The sequence below is a fragment of the Nostoc sp. C96 genome (assembly GCF_059384975.1).
In genome coordinates this window covers 4,132,733-4,156,552 of sequence record NZ_CM182020.1, presented here as the reverse complement: position 1 = coordinate 4,156,552, position 23,820 = coordinate 4,132,733, and the positions used below count along the sequence as shown (strand labels likewise).

General features: G+C 40.6%; 22 protein-coding genes and 1 tRNA gene. 5 read left to right on the top strand and 18 right to left on the bottom strand.

Annotation, left to right across the window (positions count from 1 at the left end):
- The first annotated feature begins 263 nt into the window (after positions 1 to 263).
- Entirely contained in the window at positions 264 to 2,615 is a 2,352-nt protein-coding gene (locus AC504W_RS17790; protein WP_494878683.1) for a transglycosylase domain-containing protein, read from the top strand.
- A gap of 10 nt (positions 2,616 to 2,625) precedes the next feature.
- Positions 2,626 to 3,222, top strand: a complete 597-nt coding sequence (locus tag AC504W_RS17785; RefSeq protein WP_494873587.1) for a hypothetical protein — start codon at positions 2,626 to 2,628, stop codon at positions 3,220 to 3,222.
- Between the two features lie 15 nt (positions 3,223 to 3,237).
- Here the strand turns inward: AC504W_RS17785 and AC504W_RS17780 are convergent, their stop codons facing one another.
- The 7 genes from AC504W_RS17780 to AC504W_RS17750 form a co-directional block, all read right to left on the bottom strand.
- On the bottom strand, positions 3,238 to 3,570 hold the full coding sequence (locus AC504W_RS17780) for a hypothetical protein (protein ID WP_494873585.1): 333 nt from the start codon (positions 3,568 to 3,570) through the stop codon (positions 3,238 to 3,240).
- Between the two features lie 182 nt (positions 3,571 to 3,752).
- On the bottom strand, positions 3,753 to 4,157 hold the full coding sequence (locus AC504W_RS17775) for a hypothetical protein (RefSeq protein ID WP_494873584.1): 405 nt from the start codon (positions 4,155 to 4,157) through the stop codon (positions 3,753 to 3,755).
- A 32-nt stretch (positions 4,158 to 4,189) separates the two neighbouring features.
- The gene (locus tag AC504W_RS17770) at positions 4,190 to 4,522 is read right to left on the bottom strand and encodes a hypothetical protein (protein ID WP_494873583.1); all 333 of its coding nucleotides are present in this window, start codon (positions 4,520 to 4,522) and stop codon (positions 4,190 to 4,192) included.
- 240 nt (positions 4,523 to 4,762) lie between these two features.
- Positions 4,763 to 5,113, bottom strand: coding sequence for a hypothetical protein (locus AC504W_RS17765; RefSeq protein ID WP_494873582.1), 351 nt, complete (start codon positions 5,111 to 5,113; stop codon positions 4,763 to 4,765).
- A gap of 382 nt (positions 5,114 to 5,495) precedes the next feature.
- Complete coding sequence (locus AC504W_RS17760; RefSeq protein ID WP_494873581.1) at positions 5,496 to 6,086, bottom strand: Crp/Fnr family transcriptional regulator; 591 nt, start codon at positions 6,084 to 6,086, stop codon at positions 5,496 to 5,498.
- A gap of 352 nt (positions 6,087 to 6,438) precedes the next feature.
- Entirely contained in the window at positions 6,439 to 7,212 is a 774-nt protein-coding gene (locus AC504W_RS17755) for an SDR family oxidoreductase (protein WP_494873580.1), read from the bottom strand.
- A gap of 142 nt (positions 7,213 to 7,354) precedes the next feature.
- On the bottom strand, positions 7,355 to 8,167 hold the full coding sequence (locus AC504W_RS17750; RefSeq protein ID WP_494873579.1) for a DUF8623 domain-containing protein: 813 nt from the start codon (positions 8,165 to 8,167) through the stop codon (positions 7,355 to 7,357).
- A gap of 84 nt (positions 8,168 to 8,251) precedes the next feature.
- Here AC504W_RS17750 and murG point away from each other — a divergent pair, with 84 nt between their 5' ends.
- The gene (gene murG, locus AC504W_RS17745; RefSeq protein ID WP_494873578.1) at positions 8,252 to 9,322 is read left to right on the top strand and encodes an undecaprenyldiphospho-muramoylpentapeptide beta-N-acetylglucosaminyltransferase; all 1,071 of its coding nucleotides are present in this window, start codon (positions 8,252 to 8,254) and stop codon (positions 9,320 to 9,322) included.
- 92 nt (positions 9,323 to 9,414) lie between these two features.
- Here the strand turns inward: murG and AC504W_RS17740 are convergent, their stop codons facing one another.
- Both AC504W_RS17740 and AC504W_RS17735 read right to left on the bottom strand, forming a co-directional pair.
- Entirely contained in the window at positions 9,415 to 9,996 is a 582-nt protein-coding gene (locus tag AC504W_RS17740) for an HPP family protein (protein ID WP_103125961.1), read from the bottom strand.
- A 343-nt stretch (positions 9,997 to 10,339) separates the two neighbouring features.
- Positions 10,340 to 12,784 carry a GH116 family glycosyl hydrolase gene (locus AC504W_RS17735; protein WP_494873577.1) on the bottom strand — a complete coding sequence of 815 codons (2,445 nt, stop codon included), beginning with the start codon at positions 12,782 to 12,784 and terminating at the stop codon, positions 10,340 to 10,342.
- Positions 12,785 to 13,407: 623 nt separating this feature from the next.
- Here AC504W_RS17735 and modA point away from each other — a divergent pair.
- Both modA and modB read left to right on the top strand, forming a co-directional pair.
- Positions 13,408 to 14,226: a molybdate ABC transporter substrate-binding protein gene (gene modA / locus AC504W_RS17730; protein WP_494873576.1), complete on the top strand. Its 819-nt coding sequence runs from the start codon at positions 13,408 to 13,410 to the stop codon at positions 14,224 to 14,226.
- A 43-nt stretch (positions 14,227 to 14,269) separates the two neighbouring features.
- Entirely contained in the window at positions 14,270 to 16,081 is a 1,812-nt protein-coding gene (gene modB, locus AC504W_RS17725; protein WP_494879377.1) for a molybdate ABC transporter permease subunit, read from the top strand.
- An 80-nt stretch (positions 16,082 to 16,161) separates the two neighbouring features.
- Here modB and AC504W_RS17720 read toward each other — a convergent pair whose 3' ends face one another.
- The 9 genes from AC504W_RS17720 to AC504W_RS17680 all read right to left on the bottom strand — a co-directional run bounded on the left by AC504W_RS17720 (position 16,162) and on the right by AC504W_RS17680 (position 23,762).
- Positions 16,162 to 17,979 (bottom strand): ABC transporter ATP-binding protein, encoded by a 1,818-nt coding sequence (locus AC504W_RS17720; RefSeq protein WP_494873574.1) that lies wholly within the window; start codon positions 17,977 to 17,979, stop codon positions 16,162 to 16,164.
- A 58-nt stretch (positions 17,980 to 18,037) separates the two neighbouring features.
- Positions 18,038 to 18,925: a serine kinase gene (locus AC504W_RS17715; protein WP_494873573.1), complete on the bottom strand. Its 888-nt coding sequence runs from the start codon at positions 18,923 to 18,925 to the stop codon at positions 18,038 to 18,040.
- A gap of 280 nt (positions 18,926 to 19,205) precedes the next feature.
- A complete protein-coding gene (locus tag AC504W_RS17710) occupies positions 19,206 to 19,385 on the bottom strand; it encodes a lasso peptide (RefSeq protein ID WP_494873572.1) in 180 nt (59 codons plus the stop codon).
- 166 nt (positions 19,386 to 19,551) lie between these two features.
- A complete protein-coding gene (locus AC504W_RS17705; RefSeq protein ID WP_494873571.1) occupies positions 19,552 to 19,749 on the bottom strand; it encodes a lasso peptide in 198 nt (65 codons plus the stop codon).
- Between the two features lie 283 nt (positions 19,750 to 20,032).
- On the bottom strand, positions 20,033 to 20,215 hold the full coding sequence (locus AC504W_RS17700; RefSeq protein ID WP_494873570.1) for a lasso peptide: 183 nt from the start codon (positions 20,213 to 20,215) through the stop codon (positions 20,033 to 20,035).
- Positions 20,216 to 20,324: 109 nt separating this feature from the next.
- On the bottom strand, positions 20,325 to 22,355 hold the full coding sequence (locus tag AC504W_RS17695) for a lasso peptide isopeptide bond-forming cyclase (RefSeq protein ID WP_494879375.1): 2,031 nt from the start codon (positions 22,353 to 22,355) through the stop codon (positions 20,325 to 20,327).
- Positions 22,356 to 22,358: 3 nt separating this feature from the next.
- Positions 22,359 to 22,790, bottom strand: a complete 432-nt coding sequence (locus AC504W_RS17690) for a lasso peptide biosynthesis B2 protein (RefSeq protein ID WP_494873568.1) — start codon at positions 22,788 to 22,790, stop codon at positions 22,359 to 22,361.
- Positions 22,774 to 23,079, bottom strand: coding sequence for a PqqD family peptide modification chaperone (locus tag AC504W_RS17685; RefSeq protein ID WP_103125966.1), 306 nt, complete (start codon positions 23,077 to 23,079; stop codon positions 22,774 to 22,776). Before AC504W_RS17685 ends, AC504W_RS17690 begins: the two co-directional genes overlap by 17 nt.
- Positions 23,080 to 23,688: 609 nt before the next feature.
- Positions 23,689 to 23,762: transfer RNA gene (locus AC504W_RS17680), tRNA-Pro, on the bottom strand.
- Positions 23,763 to 23,820 lie beyond the last annotated feature (58 nt).

The window sequence follows — 23,820 nt, the reverse complement described above, 5'->3', positions numbered from 1 at the left end:
TAAAGAATTAAATAAAATTACCGACTAAATCTTGACAAAATTCACGTACTAATTATGAGAATAATATTTTCTGTAGCAATGAATTCAGTTAATTATTTATAGGATAATATACTAACACGAACGTAGTTAATTAACCCCTCAAAAGTCTTTTAGGCGGTTAATCTGCGATTAATTGGAGCAAGGAACTAACGTGGGGAATCTCACCTCCTGGTTCAAGCAACAACCAACAAAGTTTGAGTGACTCTGACAAGGAGGAACCGCGATTGTCGCCTGGTAATCAATATAAAAATGAGGAATCCACTGCCGAGAGCTTACCCCCAACCAAGGTGGGAAAGGTGAGGCAACTATTTGGACGGATGGGTAATGTTTCATCGGGAATAGTTACCATATTTACCAGTAGGGAAAAGCCGTTTTATCGTCGTTTCTGGTTTTGGGCAATATTAACTGTCGGTAGTGGCGTAGTTGCTGCGAAATACGTCATTACTTCAATAGATAAAACTTTGCCAGATAAATCAGAACTACAAGCTTTTGTCCGTGAGCAAACATTAACAATTAAAGCCGCTGATGGTAATATCCTCCAGCAACAAGGAGAAGCTACCAGAGAGCAACTTAAAATAGAACAAATCCCCGATAAATTAAAAAAAGCTTTTATTGCCTCAGAAGATCGAAGATTTACAGAACACAACGGTGTCGATCCCCAAGGGATTGTCAGAGCAGGTTTGAATAACTTGCGATCGCAAAATGTGGTAGAAGGTGGTAGCACCATCACCCAACAATTAGCCCGAATTCTGTTCTTAAAACAAGAAAAAACCATCTGGCGCAAACTCAAAGAAGTCCGTCTCGCCCAGAAAATAGAAGCAGAATTTACTAAAGACCAAATTTTAGAGCGTTATTTAAATTTGGTGTATTTAGGCTCAGGAGCTTATGGTGTAGGTGATGCAGCTTGGGTTTATTTCAGTAAGCCAGTAGACCAACTGACCTTAGCCGAAGCAGCCACAATTGCTGGGTTAGCTCCTGCCCCAAGTTTATATTCTCCCGAACAAAATCCCGCAGCTGCTAAACAACGGCGGAATTTGGTATTACAACGGATGCGTGAAGATAACATTATTACCGCTGCCGAAAGTCAAGCTGCGGCTCAAGAACCATTAATTGTCAAAAGTAGCTTGCCGAAACGGCTACAAGTCGAGTCACCCTACTTTACCAGTTACGTTCAGCAAGAATTGCCCAAGTATGTTGCCGCTGATGTACTGGCGGTTGGTGGTTTAACAGTAGAAACCAGCTTAGACTCAAATTGGCAAAAAGCAGCCGAAGCCGCAGTCACAAAAGTATTACGGAATCAAGGGCGTTGGGAAAACTTTAAGCAAGCTGCTTTGGTGGCTATAGACCCCCGCAGTGGGGAAATCAAAGCAATGGTGGGGGGTAAAGATTTTGGTAAAAACCAATTTAATCGCGTTACCCAAGCCAAACGTCAGCCAGGCTCAACTTTTAAGGGATTTGTCTACGCCACGGCGATCGCAACAGGGAAAAGCCCTTACGATACCTATTTAGATGCTCCCTTTATCGTCGATGGCTACGAACCAAAAAACTATAGCGAAAAATTTCGGGGCTTGATGAATATGCGAGATGCCCTCACTCGCTCTGTAAATATAGTTGCATTGAAAGTATTGCTAGATGTGGGATTTGCGCCAACGATTAAACTAGCCCACGATATGGGGATTAAATCGGAACTCAAACCCAATTATTCTCTAGCCCTTGGCTCCAACGAAGTCAACCTTTTAGAATTAACCAGCGCTTACGGCAGTTTTGCCACTCAAGGATTACACGTAGAGCCGCATGGTATTCGTCGCATCCTCAACCGCCAAGGCCAAGTTATCTGGTCAGCTAATTTTAAATCACAGCGAGCGCTTGATGCTGATAGTGCCGCAATCATGACCTGGATGCTGCGTAACGTTGTGGTCGAAGGGACTGGTGCAGCTGCTCAGTTAGATAATCGACCTGTAGCTGGCAAAACAGGAACCTCTGATGAAGCCAGAGATTTGTGGTTTATTGGCTACATCCCCCAAGCAGTGGCGGGAGTTTGGTTAGGTAACGATGACAACCGCGCCACTTATGGTAGTAGTAGTAGCGCCGCTTACACTTGGCACGAATTTATGGCAAAAGCCATAGAGGGAATGACTGTGGAAAAATTCCCTGAAAGGCCAAAGTTAGATGGTCGCAAAGGCACAATTAAAGCCCAACCCATCAAACCCAAGAAAATCCTCAACAGTTCTAGTTCTAGTGACGATAATGATGAGGTGAATTCCAGTGATGCTGATGATAGCGGCTCATCCAGAAGAAGACGCAGACGTAGTTACCAGCAGCAAGACAATAATACTGAGACACCCAGAAGACGGCGGCGCTTTCGCACTGTAGAAAATGATTCTAGTGCCTCAGCGACAGAACCATCCCCCCGTTCTCGCCGAAGATCTAGACAAGTTGAATCAGAATCTCCTACACCTAGAAGGTCTAGACATTCTTCACCGTCAACTAGTAATAGTTCTGGTTCTTCTGGTTCGGGTTCAGCATCAACACCCAGTTGGCGGGATAGACTGAGACCAGGTTCATCTTCACAATAATTAACTTTTCATGACGGCTGAGTTACCATCACTTGCTGGATCTGAGTTTGTCGCCACGTTAACCCAAGCTGACAAAGATAGCGATCGCCCATCAGCTAAAGTCATAGTTGATGCTCTGTTACAAGCAGAAAAAACCGCCAAACAGCAACGAATTAGCTATACTTTTGATTCTCTTGTCGGCACATGGCGACTCTGCTTTGCCACCGGAACACGTAAAGTAAGACAGCGCGGCGGCATAATTTTGGGTAAAGGCTTTTATTGGCCTAAATTTACGCCAACTTATATTTCCTTTAGTGAAGCAACATCAGCCAAAGCAGAAATTAGCAATCAGGTGAAACTAGGGTCTGTGTTTCTTAAACTCACAGGCCCAGCCAAATATTTAGGCAAAAAAAACCTATTGGCATTTGATTTTACCCACATCCAAATTAGTCTTTTTGGTCGTGTTATTTACAACCAGCCTCTAGGCGGTAATAAATCACAAACAAAAGATTTTGACAACAAACCCATCGCTAAATTGCCATTTTTTGCTTTCTTTTTAATTACAGAAGATTTTATCGCCGCCCGTGGCCGGGGAGGTGGACTAGCACTGTGGTTTCGAGAGAGATAATCTGGGCTAAATCAACTATCTATCCCAACTATTATTACGGTACTTTTTGTAACGTCCATAATGATTTCCACGATCACGGCGTGAACTTTCCTGCCGCCCATAACCTTGATTTCGGTTAAAATCATCACGTCGCCGATCAGGTGACTGATGACGATTTATCCGCCCTCGGCTATTTTGTTGACGATTACTTTGATTAATGATTTGGATAATTGTATTGTTATCCCCATTAATCGCCGCTGTTTGGTTTGCTCCTTGATTACTGTTAACCTCTGCTAGTGTAGGAGACGCAACCAGGCCAAAAGTTGTAACTGCTGTTAAAAGACTAAAAATAAATTTTTTCTTGCTCATCTTCGCCATACTTTAAATCAACTCATTGAATAACTACCAAATTTTAAATTTTAGTGGGGCTTGTACCCTTTTAATTACGAATTCGTAATTATTGAGCCACCAAATTTATCTTTTCCAGCCAAAATATCACATCCCATATTATTTAAAGGGTTCAAGCCTGCACCTAAATAAACTGATAGATTTCAGCGGCGGAAATTACGAGGTCTAGTTAAAGATGGGTTATAGGCTGGGTTGTAAACATCCACCTGCACCCCAACAGGAACTTTAATAGTCGGCCCATTTATCCCTGTACCGTTACCTCTACCACCATTAATGCGTTGTCTGCTGGTACGTTGTTGGTTTGCTCGTCCACTCCCTGTATACACTTGGGTACCAACTTGTGTAATTGCGTTTCCTGAGCATCTACCTTGATTTTGCAGATCTACATTGTTGCTCTGGCGGGAAGGCTGTCTAGAGCCACGTACAGCTACTTGCACGGAAACATCCGTCATTACACACTGTGCAGCTACAGGCTCAGTAACAGCAGGTGATATCGATAGTAAAGCACTGCTCGATAACCATCCAAGGAACAAAAGTTTGGATTTCATGCTTATCTCCTAGTCAAAATCAACTTTAATTACTATCGACACACAGTTGTAGAAGTTGTGCTTTGAGTAACGCTTCTACCTGAGTAACTTGTTTGATGCTTGGTGTAGCTAGAAGTGTAGCGACGACAGGGAGCTTGTCGATAATATCGTCGCAGGCGACGACGGGCAGAAGACTCAGATTGAGTATAGTAACTATCTGTTGATTGATCCCTGTCTTCTTCAGAAATGATTTTAATCCCGTTATCGGAATCAACGATTGTTGTACCGTCATCAGTACGGATCTCAACTCTGGATGCGCTGGCTGCACTTGGCAAAACCATCAGAGCTAATAAAATCGCTAAGGGTAAAGACTTTTTCGCTATCATAATGAAATTTCTCCATAAATGGAGGAAAAAAGCTTTTTGATGCTGAGTTAGTTCAAAAAGCCCAACAATTTTAAACTTGATTAACTCAATAATTAGCTTATAACTCCCAATCTTATTTAAGATTGGGAGTTTCAGAGACCATTTATAAAGTGAATACTTAGATAGGATATGTCCTCAAAGCAATAACACACCCTACTGGAATTTTATTTTTACTTTATAAATAATCGCTTAGTACTTAGACTATCTCCGACGCTGATCACGACGAATAGAGTTTCTTTGTATGTTAATTAGCCTAGAGCGTTGGCCAATTCTACCGCCATCACCTACAGCGCCAGCAGATTGACCTGTGTATTGACCATTGTCTTGATTGACACGTCCGCCAGAACGCCGACCTCTAATGCGCTGACGACTGTTTTGGATATTAATTTGATCTGCTCGTTGATAAATTTGGCTGTCATTGCCTACAATAGCAGCGTTTTGCTCAACAGTCTGAGTACTTGTTTGGTTAGTTTCAGCATGAGCAGGTAAGCAAGCCAATCCTAAAGCTGCAACAGAGAAGATGCTTACCAGATAACGTTTTATCAATATCATACTTACCTCAATTTGTTAATTTTTGAGTGCTGTCAAAGAAACACTTTTATGCACAAAAAATGTGCAAAATTAAGCGCAAGCTCTTTAGATGATGATTTTATATCTTACATGAATAGTTTCTCTGTAATTTAGAATAATTTCGTTTTTTATATGTCTATATATTTATATTATTTAAAAATAATGATTGGGGGAGTAAATCTAGCAAGGTATAAAAATCTCTAGTTCTAGCCTTGAACAATGATTATCAAATGAAGTATAGAGAAAGACTAGAAAATAAAGTAATTACTGGTACTTTACATAGACCTGGTTTTGCCCAAAATGAGATTTTTTAGCTTTTATCCCCCAGAATTACTGCCTAATAAAGTTTTTACAGTTGCTGAATTTAAATTTCATAATACCAAATGTCTTCTTCTCGCACGACGATGCGATGGAGAGATAGACGGTCAATTAAACCTTCTTCTTCAAATTGCCCTAAAATCCGAGTGATGGTTACGCGGGTAGAACCAAGCATTTCTGCGAGGTCTTCGTGAGTTAAGCGCATATCTATTAAACGTCCTTGTTCAACTTGTGAACCGAACTTTTTGGACAACCATGCTAATAGTTTAATCAGCATAGTATCAACTTTTTTATAACTACGAATTACCATCAATTCTTCAGCTTGTTGGATATGTGCTAGTAAGGTCTCTTGCGCTTGATACCAATTTTCCATGAGCAAGCTTTTGACTTCTACTTTGGTTAAGCACTCCATCTGATAAGGTTCCATTTTTGACAAGACTTTACCGATGATATCTCCAGGCCCCCATAGTCCTAGAGCAACTGTTGTACCATCTTCTAAATAAGTAAAAGTACGTACGAAGCCTTTTTCAATTTGCCAAAGAACATTTTGCTGGTCTGGCAGGAATGACCGTCTGGTAAAATGCTGTTTGGCGTTCTTCGCAGGTGCGTTAGATAAGCTTGAGTGTAAAGACACCATGATTATAGTACGATTTTTCGACGTATTAACCGTAGTATACATATAGATCAAGCTAAATGAACTTGTAAGTATAGAAAAAATCTGCTCTAGGATAGAGCCAAAAAAGCATCTTAATGCTGTTGTGAGGCTGATAAGTAACTAGCAAAAATTAATGCGTGTAAATATTTTCTACCAAAGGTATGGGCGAATGGATGTTCGCCCATACTGGGGTTTTTACAAAAATCAAATCCGACGGCTATAGGTTAATTGAGAGTTTTGCTAACAATGCCTATCTTCCACTACCATTAAGTCTTCAGCGTCAGCAGTAGTCTGTATAAGCTTTTCCAAACCTATTTTTAAGAATGTTATTACTTTAATTATGCCGATGAACGAGAGTGGCACTAGCTTGATTTACTGGCATGAGTATGACTTCATTAATATTGACATGGGGCGATCGCGTGGTGCAGAAAAATATCACATCAGCGATATCATCAGGAGTTAAGGGGTTTACACCTTGATATACTCGCTTGGCGCGTTCCGCATCGCCGTGAAACCGCACTTCACTAAATTCTGTTTCCACCATCCCAGGATCAACAGACGTTACACGTACAGGAGTACCTAACAGGTCTTGTTTCAAACCTTCCGAGATTGCTTTGACCGCAGCTTTGGTTGCACAGTAGACATTACCACCAGGGTAAGTTTGATGTCCGGCGATGGAACCAAGATTTACTATATGACCACGACCGCGCTTTACCATCCCCGGAACGACATAGCGGCTGAGGTACAGTAAACCTTTGATATTGGTATCTATCATTTCTTCCCAGTCTTGAAAGTCGCCTTCGTGTAGCTTATCTAAACCGCGACTTAAACCGGCGTTGTTGATGAGAATGTCTATATTCGACCATTCGGGAGGTAGGTTAGCAATGGTAGATTCTACCACCGGGCGATCGCGCACATCTAGCTGTAATAAATGAGTTGCTGTGCCAAACTCTTGATTGAGAGTATTGGCTAACTCTTGCAACCTTTCCAACCGCCGCGCCGCTAAAATCAACTTTGCACCAGCACCAGCAAAAACCTTGGCACAAGCAGTACCAATTCCACTGCTTGCACCAGTAATTAACACAATTTGATTTTGTAGGGAAATCATTGTTAGTCAAGAGTCAATGGTCAAGAGTCAATGGTCAATGGTTAAGAGCTAAGAGTCAAGTACAAACCAATGACAAATGACAAAGCGCAAAGTCTGAGCGCCGGAAGCCGGCGCTCAGAACTTTGTAAGAGAGGACTAACGACTAATTTTTGACTACTCGCAAACGCTGACTCACCATTGTGATCCCTTCACCTCGAACAATCACAGCTGAAATCCAGTGATTACCAGGAGTTGCGGGTGCGCGTCCGACTTTAAAGATGCCGCCTGATGTGAGTAATTGCAAATCTAAAGATGAGGGAGCGAGATATTTTTCTACTTTAACTGGTTCTTCTGTCGCTGTTCCTAGGAGAAAATCATCTCCTAATGGTTCTTTAACGATCGCATCAAAACTGTATTGTTGTCCGACTTTTACCTGCTGGGGTAATTTAATATCCAGTTGGGGTGGTTGATTACCAGAGGTAATTAAAGTACGTTCCCCTAAGATATCTTGACTAACAATTTTGCCGCCAACAATTCTTTGACGAGATGTGATTGTTGCATTCAGCGCCAATTTATTAGCGTTAGTCGATGGTGCGCTAGAAATGTTAGTCACTGTTTCGGCAATAATGCCATTACCTTCAGATTTCCAAGATTGCACCTTGGTTGTGTAGCGTAACTGGGGATATTGTTTCCAAAGAGTCAGCAGGGCTTTTTCCAAGTTTGTCCGGTTTAACCCATCTCCATTGGTAAAATTAGGACTATAGAATTGGAGTACGGCTTTAGCGTTGCCTTTACTAGCAGCTGTATCAATTTGTGTTAATAAATTGTTTAGTTCTGCGGGTGCCTTTGGGGGAGTTGCAGCTTGCACATGGTGTAAACTGCTAGTTAAACTCAGTGTCAGCAGCGATAATAACAGCCAACTTTGAGTAGAAAACCTGGGTTGGCGTTTGAGGAATACAGCAATAATGTTAGTCATTGGTAACAGTTTACTGATTTTATTCATGAACGTAGGGAAATTGTTTTATCTTAATTAAGCTAGGCGCTAAACGGTAGAGGTTTGATGACAAACGCACCGATAAAATTACTCATAGCTGCTAGTGGGACTGGTGGACATTTGTTTCCAGCGATCGCACTGGCAGAAAAACTGCCAGACTATGAAATTGAATGGTTGGGTGTGCCGAATCGACTAGAAACGCAACTTGTTCCCAAACAGTACCCCTTGAATACTATTCCAGTTGAAGGGTTCCAGCAAGGGTTCGGACTTGCATCTCTAGGCATTTTGGCTAAACTCATTGGTTCGATTATAGAAGTTCGACGAATTCTCAAACAGGGCAAATTTCAGGGCGTATTTACGACAGGCGGTTATATTGCGGGGCCTGCGGTGATTGCGGCGCGTTCTTTAGGTTTACCTGTAGTTTTTCACGAATCTAATGCTTTACCAGGAAAAGTGACACGGTTTTTTGGCCCTTGGTGCAATGCAATGGCGCTGGGATTTGACGCAGCAGCCAAGTATTTACCCAAAGCTAAAAATGTCTGTGTTGGTACACCAGTGCGATCGCAATTTTTAGAGGGAGAAATTCCCCCGCTAGATTTAACTATCCCCGATAATGCACCGTTAATTGTCGTGTTTGGCGGTAGTCAAGGCGCAGTGGCTGTGAATAAATTCGTCCGTCAAGCTGCGAGTGCTTGGTTAGATACTGGTGCTTATATTGTGCATTTAACAGGCGATCGCGATCCCGATGCAGGTATTTTTAAACATCCGCAATATATAGAGTTACCCTTTTATGACAATATGGCGGCACTGTTGCGGCGTGCAACTTTAGCAATTAGTCGTTCTGGTGCTGGTAGCTTAACAGAATTAGCCGTGTGTGGCACACCCGCAATTTTGATCCCTTACCCCTTTGCAGCGGAAGATCATCAATCTTACAACGCAGATGTATTTACCAAAGCTGGCGCAGCAATTACTTACAAACAGTCAGAGTTAACCGCCGAAATATTGCAAACTCAAGTTTTACAGTTATTGCAAAATCCTGCCGAGTTAACCAAAATGGGGGAAAATGCCAAAGCGATCGCCGTTCCTGATAGCGCTGATAAATTGGCTTCTTTATTACGAGAAGTGCTGGAAAATTAAACAATTTAATAGAAAGACACGAAATTTCGTGTCTTTTTTATATATGATGAAACTCAAAATCTGCCAGGATAAGTTCTGATAAATTTGCAGGTTTATAGCCAGTATTTTGGATAAGTCCTTTCCTTGGCTAGATTATTAAAAATAACAGCGCACAACACAAGGATAATAGAACCTTCTAATACCGGAGTGAAAAGAAAGTGCCAAGGAGCTTTAGTCATCATGACAACTAATACAACTGCACCTGAAGGTGGATGCAAAGTAGCAGTTAATTGCATGATTCCAATAGCAGTAGCAACAGCCATTCCCATAGCCCAAGGTTCTGAACCAAAAAGATGCAGAACAATCAGGCTGACAATAGCAGCCAAACAATTACCACCAATGACATTACGCGGTTGAGCCAAAGGACTATCAGGTACACCAAAAATCAAAACGCTAGTAGCACCAAAAGGAGCAATTAGTAAAGGAGAATTAGTTTTAACAGAAAGGTAAGCTGTTAAAGCTATGCCAAAAAAACTCCCGCACCAACTCCAAAAAATATGTTTGTGATGAGGAATCTCTAAAGTAACAGAGCGTCTACTTGCACGAATTTTAAACCAGTAGCCATGTAGTAATTTATAGTGAAAATTTTTGATATATGTATGATTAATTTGTCTTTTTGGTAAAAAACTTTTCATAGTTAATTATAAAAAATAAAAGAAACTAGCCTTAATCTAAAATGTTGCTTTTCTCTAAATAAATGTTAGGTAAGAATTTACATATATTTCAATATTTGGGGAGACATAAACTGAATCAATTTAAAAAGTCATGATTCCATGACATTAATGTTTAGAATACCTCCTAACCATGTCAATAAAACTTTAAAAAGATATAAATAACTAATATTAAATATTAGATAAAGTTATATTTTCCGAAAAAATAATCAGAAGTCGGTTTTTCTAGGAAAGAATTGTATTAATGAAAAAGCTTGGAATTAATTTTTCTCAACTCCAAGCTTCATTCTCAGTACAACATTGTCTACTATCTATTCATCACTAAATAAATCCCCCAAATCGCCATTGCGCGGAGGTAAGTACTAGCTCGGAAAGTCCCAGCTGCGGTAATTGCTTCTGGTGTGCGGAATTGCAAACCATTTTCATAAATTTGCTGCACTACAGCTTGCGTTAGCCGCAAAGCTTCATCTTGCATTCCCATTTGTACCAGAAACGCCGCTAGTCCAAAATTGATTCCTGTCCAAACTTCTAAAGGATGGGTAGCCTTGGGGTTTTCTGGTGAACCATCGGGAAGCACACCATTCGCCGCACCAAATTCACCATTTTGGAATTTCAAGAAACAAGCATCATACACAGTCTTCAGGGCAGATAAAGCGCGATCGCTCGGTACAATATCCGGTAGTTCTAGTAATCTGGCATAAAATTGCCCACATAATTGATCTGCCATCACCACAGCAGAACCACTGCCACTATCTAACCTGTAATATTGTCCATTCCACAACTTGTCCTGATAAATTGGGAGAGATTGCTGTAACCAACCCTCATAAATCAACTTCTGTTTCCCTTTCTCTGCATCTCCCTGGTTCGTTATTAAAATATCACTAATTGCGATCGCTGCCTCCAAAGCCGCCAACCACAACCCACCACAATAAGCACTCACCCCCAATAACCGCCAATCATCAAAGGTTTGATCTGGTGCGCCAGAGTTCTCTGGAATTCCATCACCATCTTTGTCGAAAGTTTTCAGATAATCCAGAGTTTGAACAATTGCATCCCAACAATCTGCTAAAAACTCGACATCATCAGCACCAGTCAGCAAATAATCGCGGTAAACTTGCAAGACAAAATCGCAGCTTAAATCCTTCCACAAATTACAGTCTTGATAGCAGGTGTAATTAGTTTTCTCCCACACGTGTTCATTGGGTGCGCCTAAATCGTGGGGTGTGGCACCAGCAACTTTACGGGTGGCGGTTGTTGTATCTGCACCAATGGTATAGTAATAGCCAATAATCCGTTGATGGTCATCACTTTGGGGAATTCCCCGTGCAAACGCCCGCATCACCGACTTTTCTAATTCGGGAAATAGTAGCAGCAAGCCAAAGGAACCGTATAACCGCACATCTAAACTTTCATACCAGCGGTAATCTAAACATTCCAACACCGCAAATTGGCCGATAGGATCGATTTCTGATGCTGCACTCCAGAGAGTACCACCACTAGTTAAGTCGTATAATTCATTAAATAACGCCATTTTGAACCAATCTGGCAAATCTTCGCGGTTGAGAATTGGCGCTTGCCAACTTTGAATTTGCGATCGCCATGTTTGATAATTTGCTAAGGCAGTAGTCGCAATTTTCCAGGCTTGATTCCCGTCTTTACCGAAGAAATCTGTATATCTACGGTAATAATTCACTCCCGCGGCAAATTCTGTTACCGGGAAATCCCAAGCCAACACAAAGGGAATTTCTAAAGTTTCCCCTGGTTGGAGAGTGAAGCGAACTGCGATCGCACTTCCTAGACGTTGATTTTCTCCTGCTGGATTAGTATCTAGATAATTAGGTAAAGAACCATCAGCCGCAAAGCTTTGCCATACCTCCTCACCCGTACCTTCAGGATGCCATTTACTGTGGTGAAAAACTTCCACTTGGGGATGTTTCACAGTTGCAATACACCAACTCCCGTCACCTTCCTGTACAGGTTCACTAATTCCCACTCTGCCTAAAAAACAACCAAAATATTCGGAATTTTCCACTACCTGATTGTAATTTCCCTGACTTTCACCCCAGCGCGGCTGATATTCATAAACTGGGCTACCATCATCGCGGATCTTGACTTCCGGCGACTTCAACGCATTAGTAAACCAGCCCACCATATTTTCCCAAGTCAGCATAATGCTGAGAGTAATCGGTGCATTGCTGAGATTATGCGCCTTCCACAAAAACACCGCCACCGGATAACTCGTTTCTTGATAATTATTTGCCCAGATTGGCGAAAACTGCTCACAAGTTAGCTGTGCTTGAAAGACATTTTCATACACAAACCAACTACGCGGATATAAAGCATGATAAGTCCCTGTTTGAAAGGAAGTAAATTCTCCCCTGCTCCCCTGCTCCTCTGCTCCCCTGCCTGTACTGGCTGGATACCATTGCCAAGCATTGAGACTATTATCTTCTGGTGATTGAGTAGATAAAGCGTAGGCTTGAGAAGATGTGCCATGAGACTCAAACACACTGAATTGACAACTCGGCACATTTTTAAAGATATGTTCACCGCCATCGATGTGCCACAGGTTAAAATCTCCTCTAGAAGAACGCCCGATGCAACCTGCACCAAAACCACCCAACGGCATCCCATGCCAAGGGCCATCATCAATATTACTGGCATAGCGGACTGTATAAGGTTTGTCCCAGCCTAAACCGATGGGACGATTCCAAGTGTAGTCAGGAATTTCTGGAGAGTGTTGATTTGTCATCGCCTGATGTCACAGCGTGCAGTTACGCTAAGGAAGCTTAACGCGATGTGTCATTTTTCTCAAGTTTTTTCTCCAAAGTATAAATGACTTCCTTTAGGAAGATGAACTGTCAAGCTAGTACGTTTACATTAATCACGGATGTCTGCTTAAGCACTAGGACATTTCAAGGCTTAACCTGCTGTTAAGCCTTTTTTTTTGGGAAATTTGGTGCGATCTCTTGCATCTTCGATACTTATTTGTAATAAACGAATCAAAATTATGCAAAAAACGCATGAGTGCGGATGCAATAAATTCCAACAAATGCGATTCTCATTGTTGTAGGAATAGGTTGATGCTGATAGAGATAGATACCCCTGGCAAAAACCGGGGGCTTTTTATTGGCTAGAAAAGTCAGGATTTACTCACAAAGGTGAGTAGCCAAAATTAAGTGTTAAAGCCTATTTATCCAGTAAATATTTAGTAGTGTGTGTTACAGCAAAGGGTCACGCACCACTACAATAATCAAGATTGTTAGTTTGTCAGTAAATAAATTTCAGATTTCTGTATATTTCAGTAATTCAACGTTATTTACCAACTTTTTTCGTGTTAAGTTGGTAAATAACAGATGAATTGAAAGATTGCTAATGAGTCCTAAACGCATTTTAGCTTTTAGTTGTTGGTTATTGTTTGCTTGCCTATTAGTTATTGGTTGTAATCAAGCAAATACACCTAACTCAGCCACAAGTGCTAGTCCAACACCCCAACTAACCACTTTAACTATTTCAGCCGCAGCTAGTCTCAAAGATGCACTCGAAGCAATCAAACCAATTTACAATCAGGCAAAACCAAACATTAACCTAGCCTACAACTTTGGTTCATCGGGTGCTTTGCAGCAGCAAATCGAACAAGGCGCAAAAGTTGATGTTTTCATCTCCGCCGCCACTAAACAAATAGATGCACTGGATAAAAAGGGTTTGTTAGTTGATGGTACTAAGAAGAATTTATTGCAAAATCAACTAGTATTAATTGCCCCACAAAATTCTACAAAGATATCAGATTTTCAAGATTTAACTTCGCCTCAAATTAAGAAAGTTGCTTTAGGTGAACCCAAGAGTGTACCTGCGGGACAATATGCTCAACAAGTTTTGACTGCGTTAAAAATTGCTGACAAAATTAAAAGTAAATTTGTTTACGCTAAAGATGTACGTCAAGCTTTGAACTATGTAGAATCCGGTAATGTTGATGCTGGTTTAGTTTACCTTTCCGATGCAAAAAGTACTGCAAAAGTCAAAATAATAACCACTGCACCAGAAAACAGTCATTCCCCGATTGTCTATCCTATTGCAGTACTCAAAAGTAGTAAAAATATTGATGTATCTCAAGATTTTGAGCAGTTTTTATCTAGTAATAATGAAGCTAAAAGTGTATTTAAAAAACAGGGTTTTGTCTTAGCTGGAAGTTGATAGAAAAATACATCTTGGATAAAAGATAGATATTTGATAAACTATGCCACAGGATTTATCACCTCTTTGGATATCTCTGAAAACTTCATTATTAGCCACATTTATTACTTTTTTTGTGGGGATAGCTGCGGCTTATTGGATGCTCAGTTATCGCGGTAAAGCGAAATCTTTAATTGAGAGTATCTTTGTTGCGCCGTTGATTTTACCACCAACAGTTGTCGGTTTTTTGTTGTTGTTATTTTTTGGTAAAAATGGGCCTGTGGGGAAACTCATGGAGCCTTTTGATATAACTATTGTCTTTACTTGGTATGGTGCAGCGATCGCCGCGACTGTTGTCTCTTTCCCATTAATGTATAAAACTGCACTAGGAGCTTTTGAACAAATTGATGGTAATTTGTTACGGGTGGCGAGAACCCTAGGCGCAAGTGAATCAACAATCTTTTGGCGAATTAGTTTACCTTTAGCCTTACCGGGAATTTTAGCAGCGACGACCTTGGCTTTTGCCCGTGCATTGGGCGAATTCGGTGCAACCTTAATGCTGGCTGGGAATATTCCCGGACAAACCCAGACGATTCCAATGGCGATTTATTTTGCTGTGGAAGCAGGCGCAATGGATGAAGCTTGGTTTTGGGCGATCGCAATTATGATCATTTCATTATCGGGAATTTTTGCGGTCAATTTTTGGCAGGAATTGAGACAACAAGGAAGACGCAAGGAAGTAGGAACAAGAAAACAAGAAAGACGATTGACTAAATCTTATTCTGCGTCTGCACCAACTTCCGAAATAGGACTGTTTGTAGACATTGAAAAAAAATTGCCCAGTTTTCATTTGCAAGTTTTCTTCAGTAGCGATGAGCAACCACTAGGCTTGTTAGGCGGTTCCGGCGCAGGTAAAAGTATGATTTTGCGTTGCATTGCGGGAATTGAAACGCCAACTAGAGGGCGGATAGTCTTGAATGGTAGAGTTTTGTTTGACTCCGAAAAGGGGATTAATCTACCCAGCCGCGATCGCCGCATTGGTTTTTTAGTCCAAAATTATGCTCTATTCCCAAATATGACGGTGGCTGAAAATATCGCTTTTGGCTTACCGCAAGGATTATCTGCGTCAAGTGTGCGCGGACAAATTGAAGAACAACTCATAGCGATGCAATTGCAAGGATTAGGCGATCGCTATCCCCATCAACTTTCAGGCGGTCAACAACAACGGGTGGCTTTAGCTAGAGCCTTGGCGAGTCAACCAGAAGCTTTACTTTTAGATGAGCCATTTTCCGCCCTTGATACTCATCTGCGTAGTCAATTAGAACAGCAAATGACTGCAACTTTAGCCGATTACCAAGGTGTCGCTTTGTTTGTGACTCATAATATGGATGAAGCTTACCGAGTTTGTCCAAATTTATTGGTATTGGAAAATGGTGAAGCCGTACATCAAGGTTCTAAATATGATGTTTTCGAGCATCCTGCTAGTGTGAGTGTTGCTCAATTAACTGGTTGTAAGAATTTTTCTCGCGCTGTCGTTCAAGGAACCCAAAAAATACAAGCACTGGATTGGGGTTGTCACCTCGAAGTTGTCCAACCAATTCCCGATGAACTATCTCACGTTGGTCTTCGCGCTCATCAACTAATCTTTTCCCCTGATTCAACTCAAGTTAATACCTTTCCCTGTTGGCTAGTGCGAACAAGTGAAACGCCTCATCGCATGACTTTATTCTTAAAACTACACACTTCTCCGAATAATCCCCAAGACTATCATCTACAAGCGGAGGTGTTCAAAGAAAAATGGGTACAGATTAAAGACCAACCTTACCCTTGGTATGTGCGTTTAGACCCCTTACGGTTGATTTTGATGGAAAACTAACACTTTTAACTCAGCACGGGCTGAACGCCCCGCTACCTCTCTAAGCGCAGCCATACCCACAGGGCTTTAAAGCACTATCACTAACGATATTGCTTGGCTTGGGTTTCATATAAATAGGCATAACGACTACCCAACTTGATTAGTTCATCGTGAGTGCCACTTTCCATAATTGTGCCGTTTTCCATGACATAAATGCGATCGGCCATCTTAACTGTAGATAAACGATGGCTAATTAAAATTGCTGCTTGATTTTGGATCAATTGACGGAATTTTTCAAACACTTCATATTCCGCTTTCGGATCCATTGCACTAGTAGGTTCATCTAAAACTATCAACTGAGAATCTCTTAAAAATGCCCGCGCTAAGGCTATTTTTTGCCATTGACCAATACTTAATTCTTCTCCTTGATCAAATAATTTACCCAAAATTGTGTCATACCCTTTGGGTAATTTAGTAATCACATCATCTGCACCAGAACGCCGCGCTGCAGTCATAATACTTTCTCGATTAGCGGGCAATTCAATGTTAGCTAACCAAATATTTTCCTGGGCTGTAAAATTATATTTAGCGTAGTCTTGAAAAATCACGCTAATGTCGCGGCGTAATTCAGCAATTTTATAGTCTCTAATATCGATACCATCAATAGTGATGCTACCAGCGGTTGGATCATACAAGCGACATAGCAATTTAATTAAAGTTGTTTTTCCCGAACCATTTTCACCAACTAGTGCTACTACTTCTCCCGGTTTGATGTTCAAATTGATATTATGCAGTGCTTGACGGGTTGTAGTAGAGTATTGAAAACTCACATCATGAAACACAATACCTGTCTGCATTGGTCGCGGTATTGGTTTGGCATTTACCGGATCAATTAATCTGGGTTTAAGGTCAAGAAACTCGTAGAGATTACCTAAAAATAAATTATCTTCGTACAGCGCCGAAACGTTAGCTAATAAACTTTTAATATCGTTCTGTCCTCGTTGTAGTGCTTGATAATAAAGCACCAAATCACCTAAACGCAGAACTCCGTTGATAGCTTGATAAATAATTAAAGCATAAATAGCAAATATGATAATTCCAGCGATCGCCTCTGCTGCAAAGTTAGCTATAAAGCGGCGGGTGAAAATTTTCAGGCTTTCTTTATAGATTTGTCTGCGGATGCGGAGATACCAATTACTAAAGTAGTGACCTAAATCAAATAAGCGAATTTCTTTAGCAAATTGGTCTGATGTCAGCATCCAAGCTAAATAAAAACTTTGACGTTGCATCGGTGTCCATTTGCGCTGCCAATCATACATAATACGGCTATATTTGACGCGCACTAACATTGCTGGTAATGCAGCCACAAATAAAACACCCAAAATGCCCCAATGGAGTGTTAGTAACAAACCAATCATTGCTACTAAAGAAATACTATTTTGCCCAATCTGTGCTAAACGATTGAGAATTTGCGGTGGTCGATAAGGTGCTTCTTGTTGCGCTCTTTGTAAGGTATCGTAGTATAAAGAATTTTCGTAATACTCTAGGTCAGCCTCAATAGATTTAGCGTTAATAATTCCTTGCATATAGTCAGTTACCCGTTGAGAATGGGCAGTGGTGACTAGTTCTGTTAAGGAGTTAGCCAGAGTGGTTAATAAAGTCACTCCACCAGCGATCGCAATTAAGACTAAAACATTACGAAATGCTGCTGCTTTGTCTGCTAGGCTCAGGTTGGCAGCTACTGCATCAATAATGAGTTTCGAGAGATAAATTGAGATTACTGGTAAGATACCTTGAATAGTCAGTAAGACTACACGGGCGATCGTCCAACCAGGGCTACTTTGCCATACTAAACGCAATGCAGGCAAAAGTCGCAGAGTATTTTGTAGCTTATCTCGAATTTTTTTGCCTAGTTGCATATTTAAAATGGCGATCGCAGTAAAGAATGTGCAAATGTCAACTCTAATTTCTTAGACTTTAGATTGTAACGGCAGATAGGTTCCCTTGAACAAGGTCATTTTCTACTAACTTCACCAACTCAGGCAGTGCCGCTAACGAACGTTGCCGCCGTAAACTATAAATCGGCACTTGTTGAACTACACTCATACATTGCCTAAAATGTTCTTTGAGAAATTCTGGCGCAGTCAAAGCTTGCATTTCTCTAGAGTGTCGGACTAATTCTCCAAAGCTTTGTTTTGCTTCTAAAGGAACTATTTCTGCGTGAGTTCCCCAACCTAAAACATAAATTTTTTTCAGAGGTACAGATTGTTGAAAGAAGCCGTCTTGCAATCGATGAACACGCTTCACAGTTTGGGAATTTAGTAAAGGTAAGCTTTCTGGTACATGGCCAAAAGAAGCCACCGCATCTGGCCAAAGCTTAATTTGCGGAAACCCAGGAATTACTAGCGATTGTTTTTCACCAACTTGAATTGCCAAAACATCATCTGTCAAAATGCTGTAGCCGTGAGCGTGAAAACATTCTGCTAAAGTTGACTTACCAAAACCAGAGTCAGCCATAAAGGCCACAGCATTACCATTGATGACTACACTACTAGCATGAAGGACAAGCAAGCCCCTCTGTCTTAGCAATACACAAATAATCACACCCACCAGAAAAGTCCGGATCATATCCTCATCAACACCTGGGTTGGGGTCAATGACAATTTCTTTACCGTCTTTCACCAACACCATACCGAATTCAGCAATTCTCGCTAATAGGTAGTTACCACCATCACTACGCTTTTGTTGTGGTTCATTTAGCTTACCCAAGCGGATAACTACATCCGCTGGTTTGTCACTGGGGATGAGTTCAGGTAAGGGTAATTCGGAGTGAATGCCTAAGTTGTATGCTGTGTAAACGTACATCTAATAATATTGCTGGATGACTACTAAAAAACTATTTTTGGTTATGCAAAACTCAATTTTACTAACGCTGTTATATTGACAAATTTCTGACAATCTGTAATAAAGGAAGCCATCAGGAAATAGTTTTCCTGATGTTTCCAAACATCTGATTTAAGTTTTCCAGTAGTCCTAAAAAGCTCTATTTTCTAGGAATACTGAAGTTTATCTTAGTTCTAGAGTATATTTGGGTGTAATGGTAAAACCAGTTAGTACCATTACACTCATAACTTGTCTAGAACTCTTATTGGGGAATAAGTACTCCACTTTGGGAACCATCTAGCCCTAGGACTGAGCCAGGAATCGGAGTAGGATTATTTCCGATTTGGAAAGTATCTGCATTATCTGTTGCACCAAAAGCATGGGTAACGTTTTCAACACTACCGTAGTTTGTTAATTTGGGAGCTTCGTAAGCTTTTTTCATTGTTTGGGTCTCCTGTTGGTTTTGTTTATTTCTTACTAAACTAGATGTTGGCTTTGAGACATTCACCAAATCAGTCTAGGTAGGAGCAGGCTAAAGCCGCACTGCCCCTAGTCAGACTTATGGTTTGTTTTATGTAGAATTCAGCCAAAGAGCGAATTTTAAGTATTCATCTTCCTCGATTGCTACCTACGGGAATGAGTATTCCATTTAGACAACCATCTAGTCCTAGGACTGAGCCAGGAATCGGAGTAGGATTATTTCCAATGAAGATAGTATCCGCCGTAGCATCGTCGCCAAAAGCATGGGTAACATCTTGAACATTACCGTAGTTCATTATTTGAGGAGCTTCGTAAGCTTTTTTCATATTTTCTGTCTCTTGCTTGCTTCGTTTATCTTTTGCTGGAATATATAGCCGTAGTCATTTAGGGTAGGTCAATATTGATTACTCAAAGCCTGATAGCTAATGGCTTGATACTCAGTACTTTGCTATCAATATTGGCTTGGAGATCCTGCCCAATTTAGTCTAGGTAGGAGCAGGCTAAAAATGCACTGCCCCTAGTCAGACTTATGGTTTGTTTTGGTTATGATTTAGTCAAAGAGCGAGTATGACAAATTACCAAATTGGTATTGTTTCATCGTTCTTTGTCTTAGCGATTGGGAATGAGTACCCCATTTTGGGAACCACTGAGTCCAATAGTTGAACCAGGAATAGGAGTAGGATTACTTCCAATTAGGAAGGTATCTCTTCCACCTGAGTGACCAAAAGCATTGGTAATATTTTGCACACTACCGTAGTTTGTGAGTTGAGGAGCTTCGTAAGCTTTTTTCATTGTTAAGTCTCCTGTTGTTTTTGTTGATTTGTAACTGGACTAGATGTTGGCTTTGAGATATTATTCACCAATTCAGCCTAGGTAGGAGCAGGCTAAAAATGCGCTACCCCTAGTCCGACTTATGGTTTATTTGGTTATGGTTCAGCCAAAGAGCGAGTGTTAAAGCTTTCCAAACTGGAATTGTAGAATCATCATTTGCATCCTCTGTTGTAGATATAAGATTGTCGTAGTATCTGCGGAGCGTGTTGAGATCCACAAATTCTTGAAGATTATTGGCATCATTGGTAATTACTTCATCTAACAGATGCCGATCAAAATGCAATAACCCACGCTGGAAGTTGGGTGTCATGTTGGTTTTGCCACCACGCCACTGTACTTCTTGGGGAAGAATACCTTCTAAACCTCTCCGCATCACTAGGCGATACCATCCTTGATTGAGCTTTTGTTCTGGTGGTAAAGATAGGCAAAATTCAATCAAACGTTTATCCATAAATGGATGACGTGACTCTAGAGAAAATGCAGCAGAACATAGGTCTCCTAATTCCAGAACTGTGGTAAACAAGGCAGAGTTTAAGGTACGACATTGTTCCTCTCTCACTGTAATAGCTGGATTTTGGTCTTGATCATGAGATGGTGTTAGAGGATTTATCCCGACTTGTTTGGCGAAGTGAGGGTTGATTAAAGAAATGACTTGAGGTTGATTTTGTTTGTGACCGCGGAGCGATCGCCAAATCTTCAAGATATATTGAGGAACCAAGGGTTTAATTCCGTAAGTGACGAACAATTTCCGCCTCGAAACTCGAAAATGCTGACTGATTTGCAACGCAGTTCGCACAAAAGTGAGCATTTTTCTCTGTTTGACTAACTCCTGTAAATAGGTAATTGCATATTTGTAGAAAATGGCTGCCAACGAGGTATCAAAGTGTTGAGATATTGCCTCAGCTTCTTGGATAAACGTCTCCCACTTTCCTTGACGTGCTAACTCGGCGAAATATGTTACCCCGTGAGATACTGTTGTATCACCATCAAAACCATCTAAAGAAATGCGAATACCTGCTTGTTGAGCAGCCCGATTTAATCCCCATACCAGAAAATGGCTAGGCCCAATAAAGGGTTCTTCCATGTATTTATAGTAGTCCTGCCATTCCGATAGAGGTCCTGATTGATCGGCGTGGACATAATGGGGGATAAATCCACCCTGATTTAATACAGGGTTAATATATTGACGTTCATCACATTCTGGAACATCTGCAAAAATATTCGAGAAAGTGTGCAGTTGTGCGCCTTTTTCTTGCAATATATCTCTGGCTACACAAGCAATGGAAGAGGAGTCTAAGCCACCACTCAAGTGACAACTAACAGGAAATGCACTGCGTAAGCGACAACGAACTGCTTCAGTAAACACCTCTCGGAAAGCTGCTGCATATTCTGCATCTGAGTTTAGTCTTAACTCTTGACCCACTTTTAAAGACCAGTAGGCGTGAGATTGTAATCCACCCATGTAACCCACTGTCATTGTGTGAGCCGGAGGTAATCTATAGATATTTTTATAGGCAGTAATAGATTTATCTTCTGTAAATGGGTGTAAATGGTTGGCGATCGCAACTTCGTTCACCACTTTCGTCACTTCTGGTAAACACAAAAGCGCTTTTATCTCAGAAGCAAAGTAAAATTTTTCTCCAGGTTGATAGTAATAATATAAGGGTTTGATGCCAAAATGATCTCTGGCACAGAATAATGTCTGCTTCTGTTGATCCCAGATCACAAATGCAAAATCACCCAGTAATTTGTTTGGACATTGCTCACCCCATTTTGCATAAGCCGCCAGTACTAACTGGCTATCTGTGATTTTTTCGGGTGGGCAATTATCAATGGATAATGCAGATATTAGTTCATCTCGGTTATCTATACGGATATCTGCTGTAATGACTAACTCGCCATTGCGATCAACTAAAGGTAATTTCTCTAGGAGCGATTCTGGAGTACTCCACAGCATCCGATGACCTAGACCAATTGCGCCAGAACACCATACATCTGCACCATCAGGCCCCCGATGAGCGATCGCATCTACCATCACAGCCAGCTTTTGTGGCTCAACTGACTGACTATCTAGATTGTAAATGCCAACTATGCCACTCATGATTTATATCCCTGCAAAAGACGGCAATGGAGTAAAGCGTGAGAGATCAGGAAGATAGCCGATGACTACTTGTCCTTGAGTTTCAATCCAAGCATGAGCTTCTAAGTTTCCAGCTTTGCCTTTAACGACTCCGATACGTAATTCAGGTGAATAACCATAGCGAGTCATTAATATTTGGCAAGTTAAAGCCCTCGCTAGGCATTTAGCTCCACCAGGGGTGTAACGCGTGCTAATGTTGATCGCCCAAACAATTTTATTTAAAGAAACTGGTTTTAGACTGGAGTTTGGCTGACTGTGCTGATTTATGAGTTTTCTTAAAGTATTAAAGGATAGTAACCGCATTCCTAGCCGCACTAATCCCAGTAACATGAACGTACTTAATAAAAATTGGCGATCGCTGTTGGTTAGTTGCAGTATTTTAAGCAGACGTTTCATTCTTAATTTCTATCAATCCTTTCGCTGCTAAGTCTTCTAGCAAATCCGAAATATCAAGTTTACATACCTCTGCTTCTACTTCATATTCTGCTAAGATAGCATCTTGAATTTCTTTGATAGTCTTAGGTGATTGAATGAAATTCCATATACTAGCCCCTACTTGATTCAGTCCATAATAAGCACCAGATTTAATATCAAGTATGACCACTTCTCCTTGTAATTCTGAACAAATTTGTTCTCTTGAGGCTACTACACTAACATTTTCAGATGAACTTAATTTTGTAAGCATTCTTCTAGTATAATCACTGATTTTTAATTGTTTATACTAAAATTAATTTATAACACCTTGTGGAAATTACTGTTACGTAAAAGTGATATCTTCATCCTTTGTTTTAAAAATAGCTGACTTTATAAAGTAATTGTGAAGTAATATAATATAGTCATATAGTCTTACTCTCTGTAGTTAATTCATCTACTGAATTATAAATGTTCAATGGCATATTAAAGTAATAAATACATCAACTAGCAGTTAAGTAATTTATTGACTAAAAAGTTTCGTATGTTCTCAATTACTTAAGATACACATGTTGAGATACAACGAAATTCACATTTTTGACTGGACAAAAAGGCAAAAAATGACAATGAGTATACAACGAGAAAAAGTATACTTATTATCTTATCTATACAATGACAAAAATAATATTTCAAAACTATTTACCTTAAGTCAATATATCTTTTGAAGGATATCTCAACTCAAGGTGAGAAGTATCGATAATTTAAATGGGCTTGCCAAGAAAGCAATTGACCTTTTTAGACAGAATAACAAATAAAAAGTTCCCTAAGCCGGAGATGAATTCTTCAGCCCACCCAGAATAATTGCTTAAGCTCAAAACCTATGTCGGGATGACTGGATTCGAACCAGCGGCCCCTTCGTCCCGAACGAAGTGCGCTACCAAGCTGCGCTACATCCCGCTAAAAAATAGTAAATATTTTTATTATGATACCACAAATGTCTTGAAAAAGCGAGTAG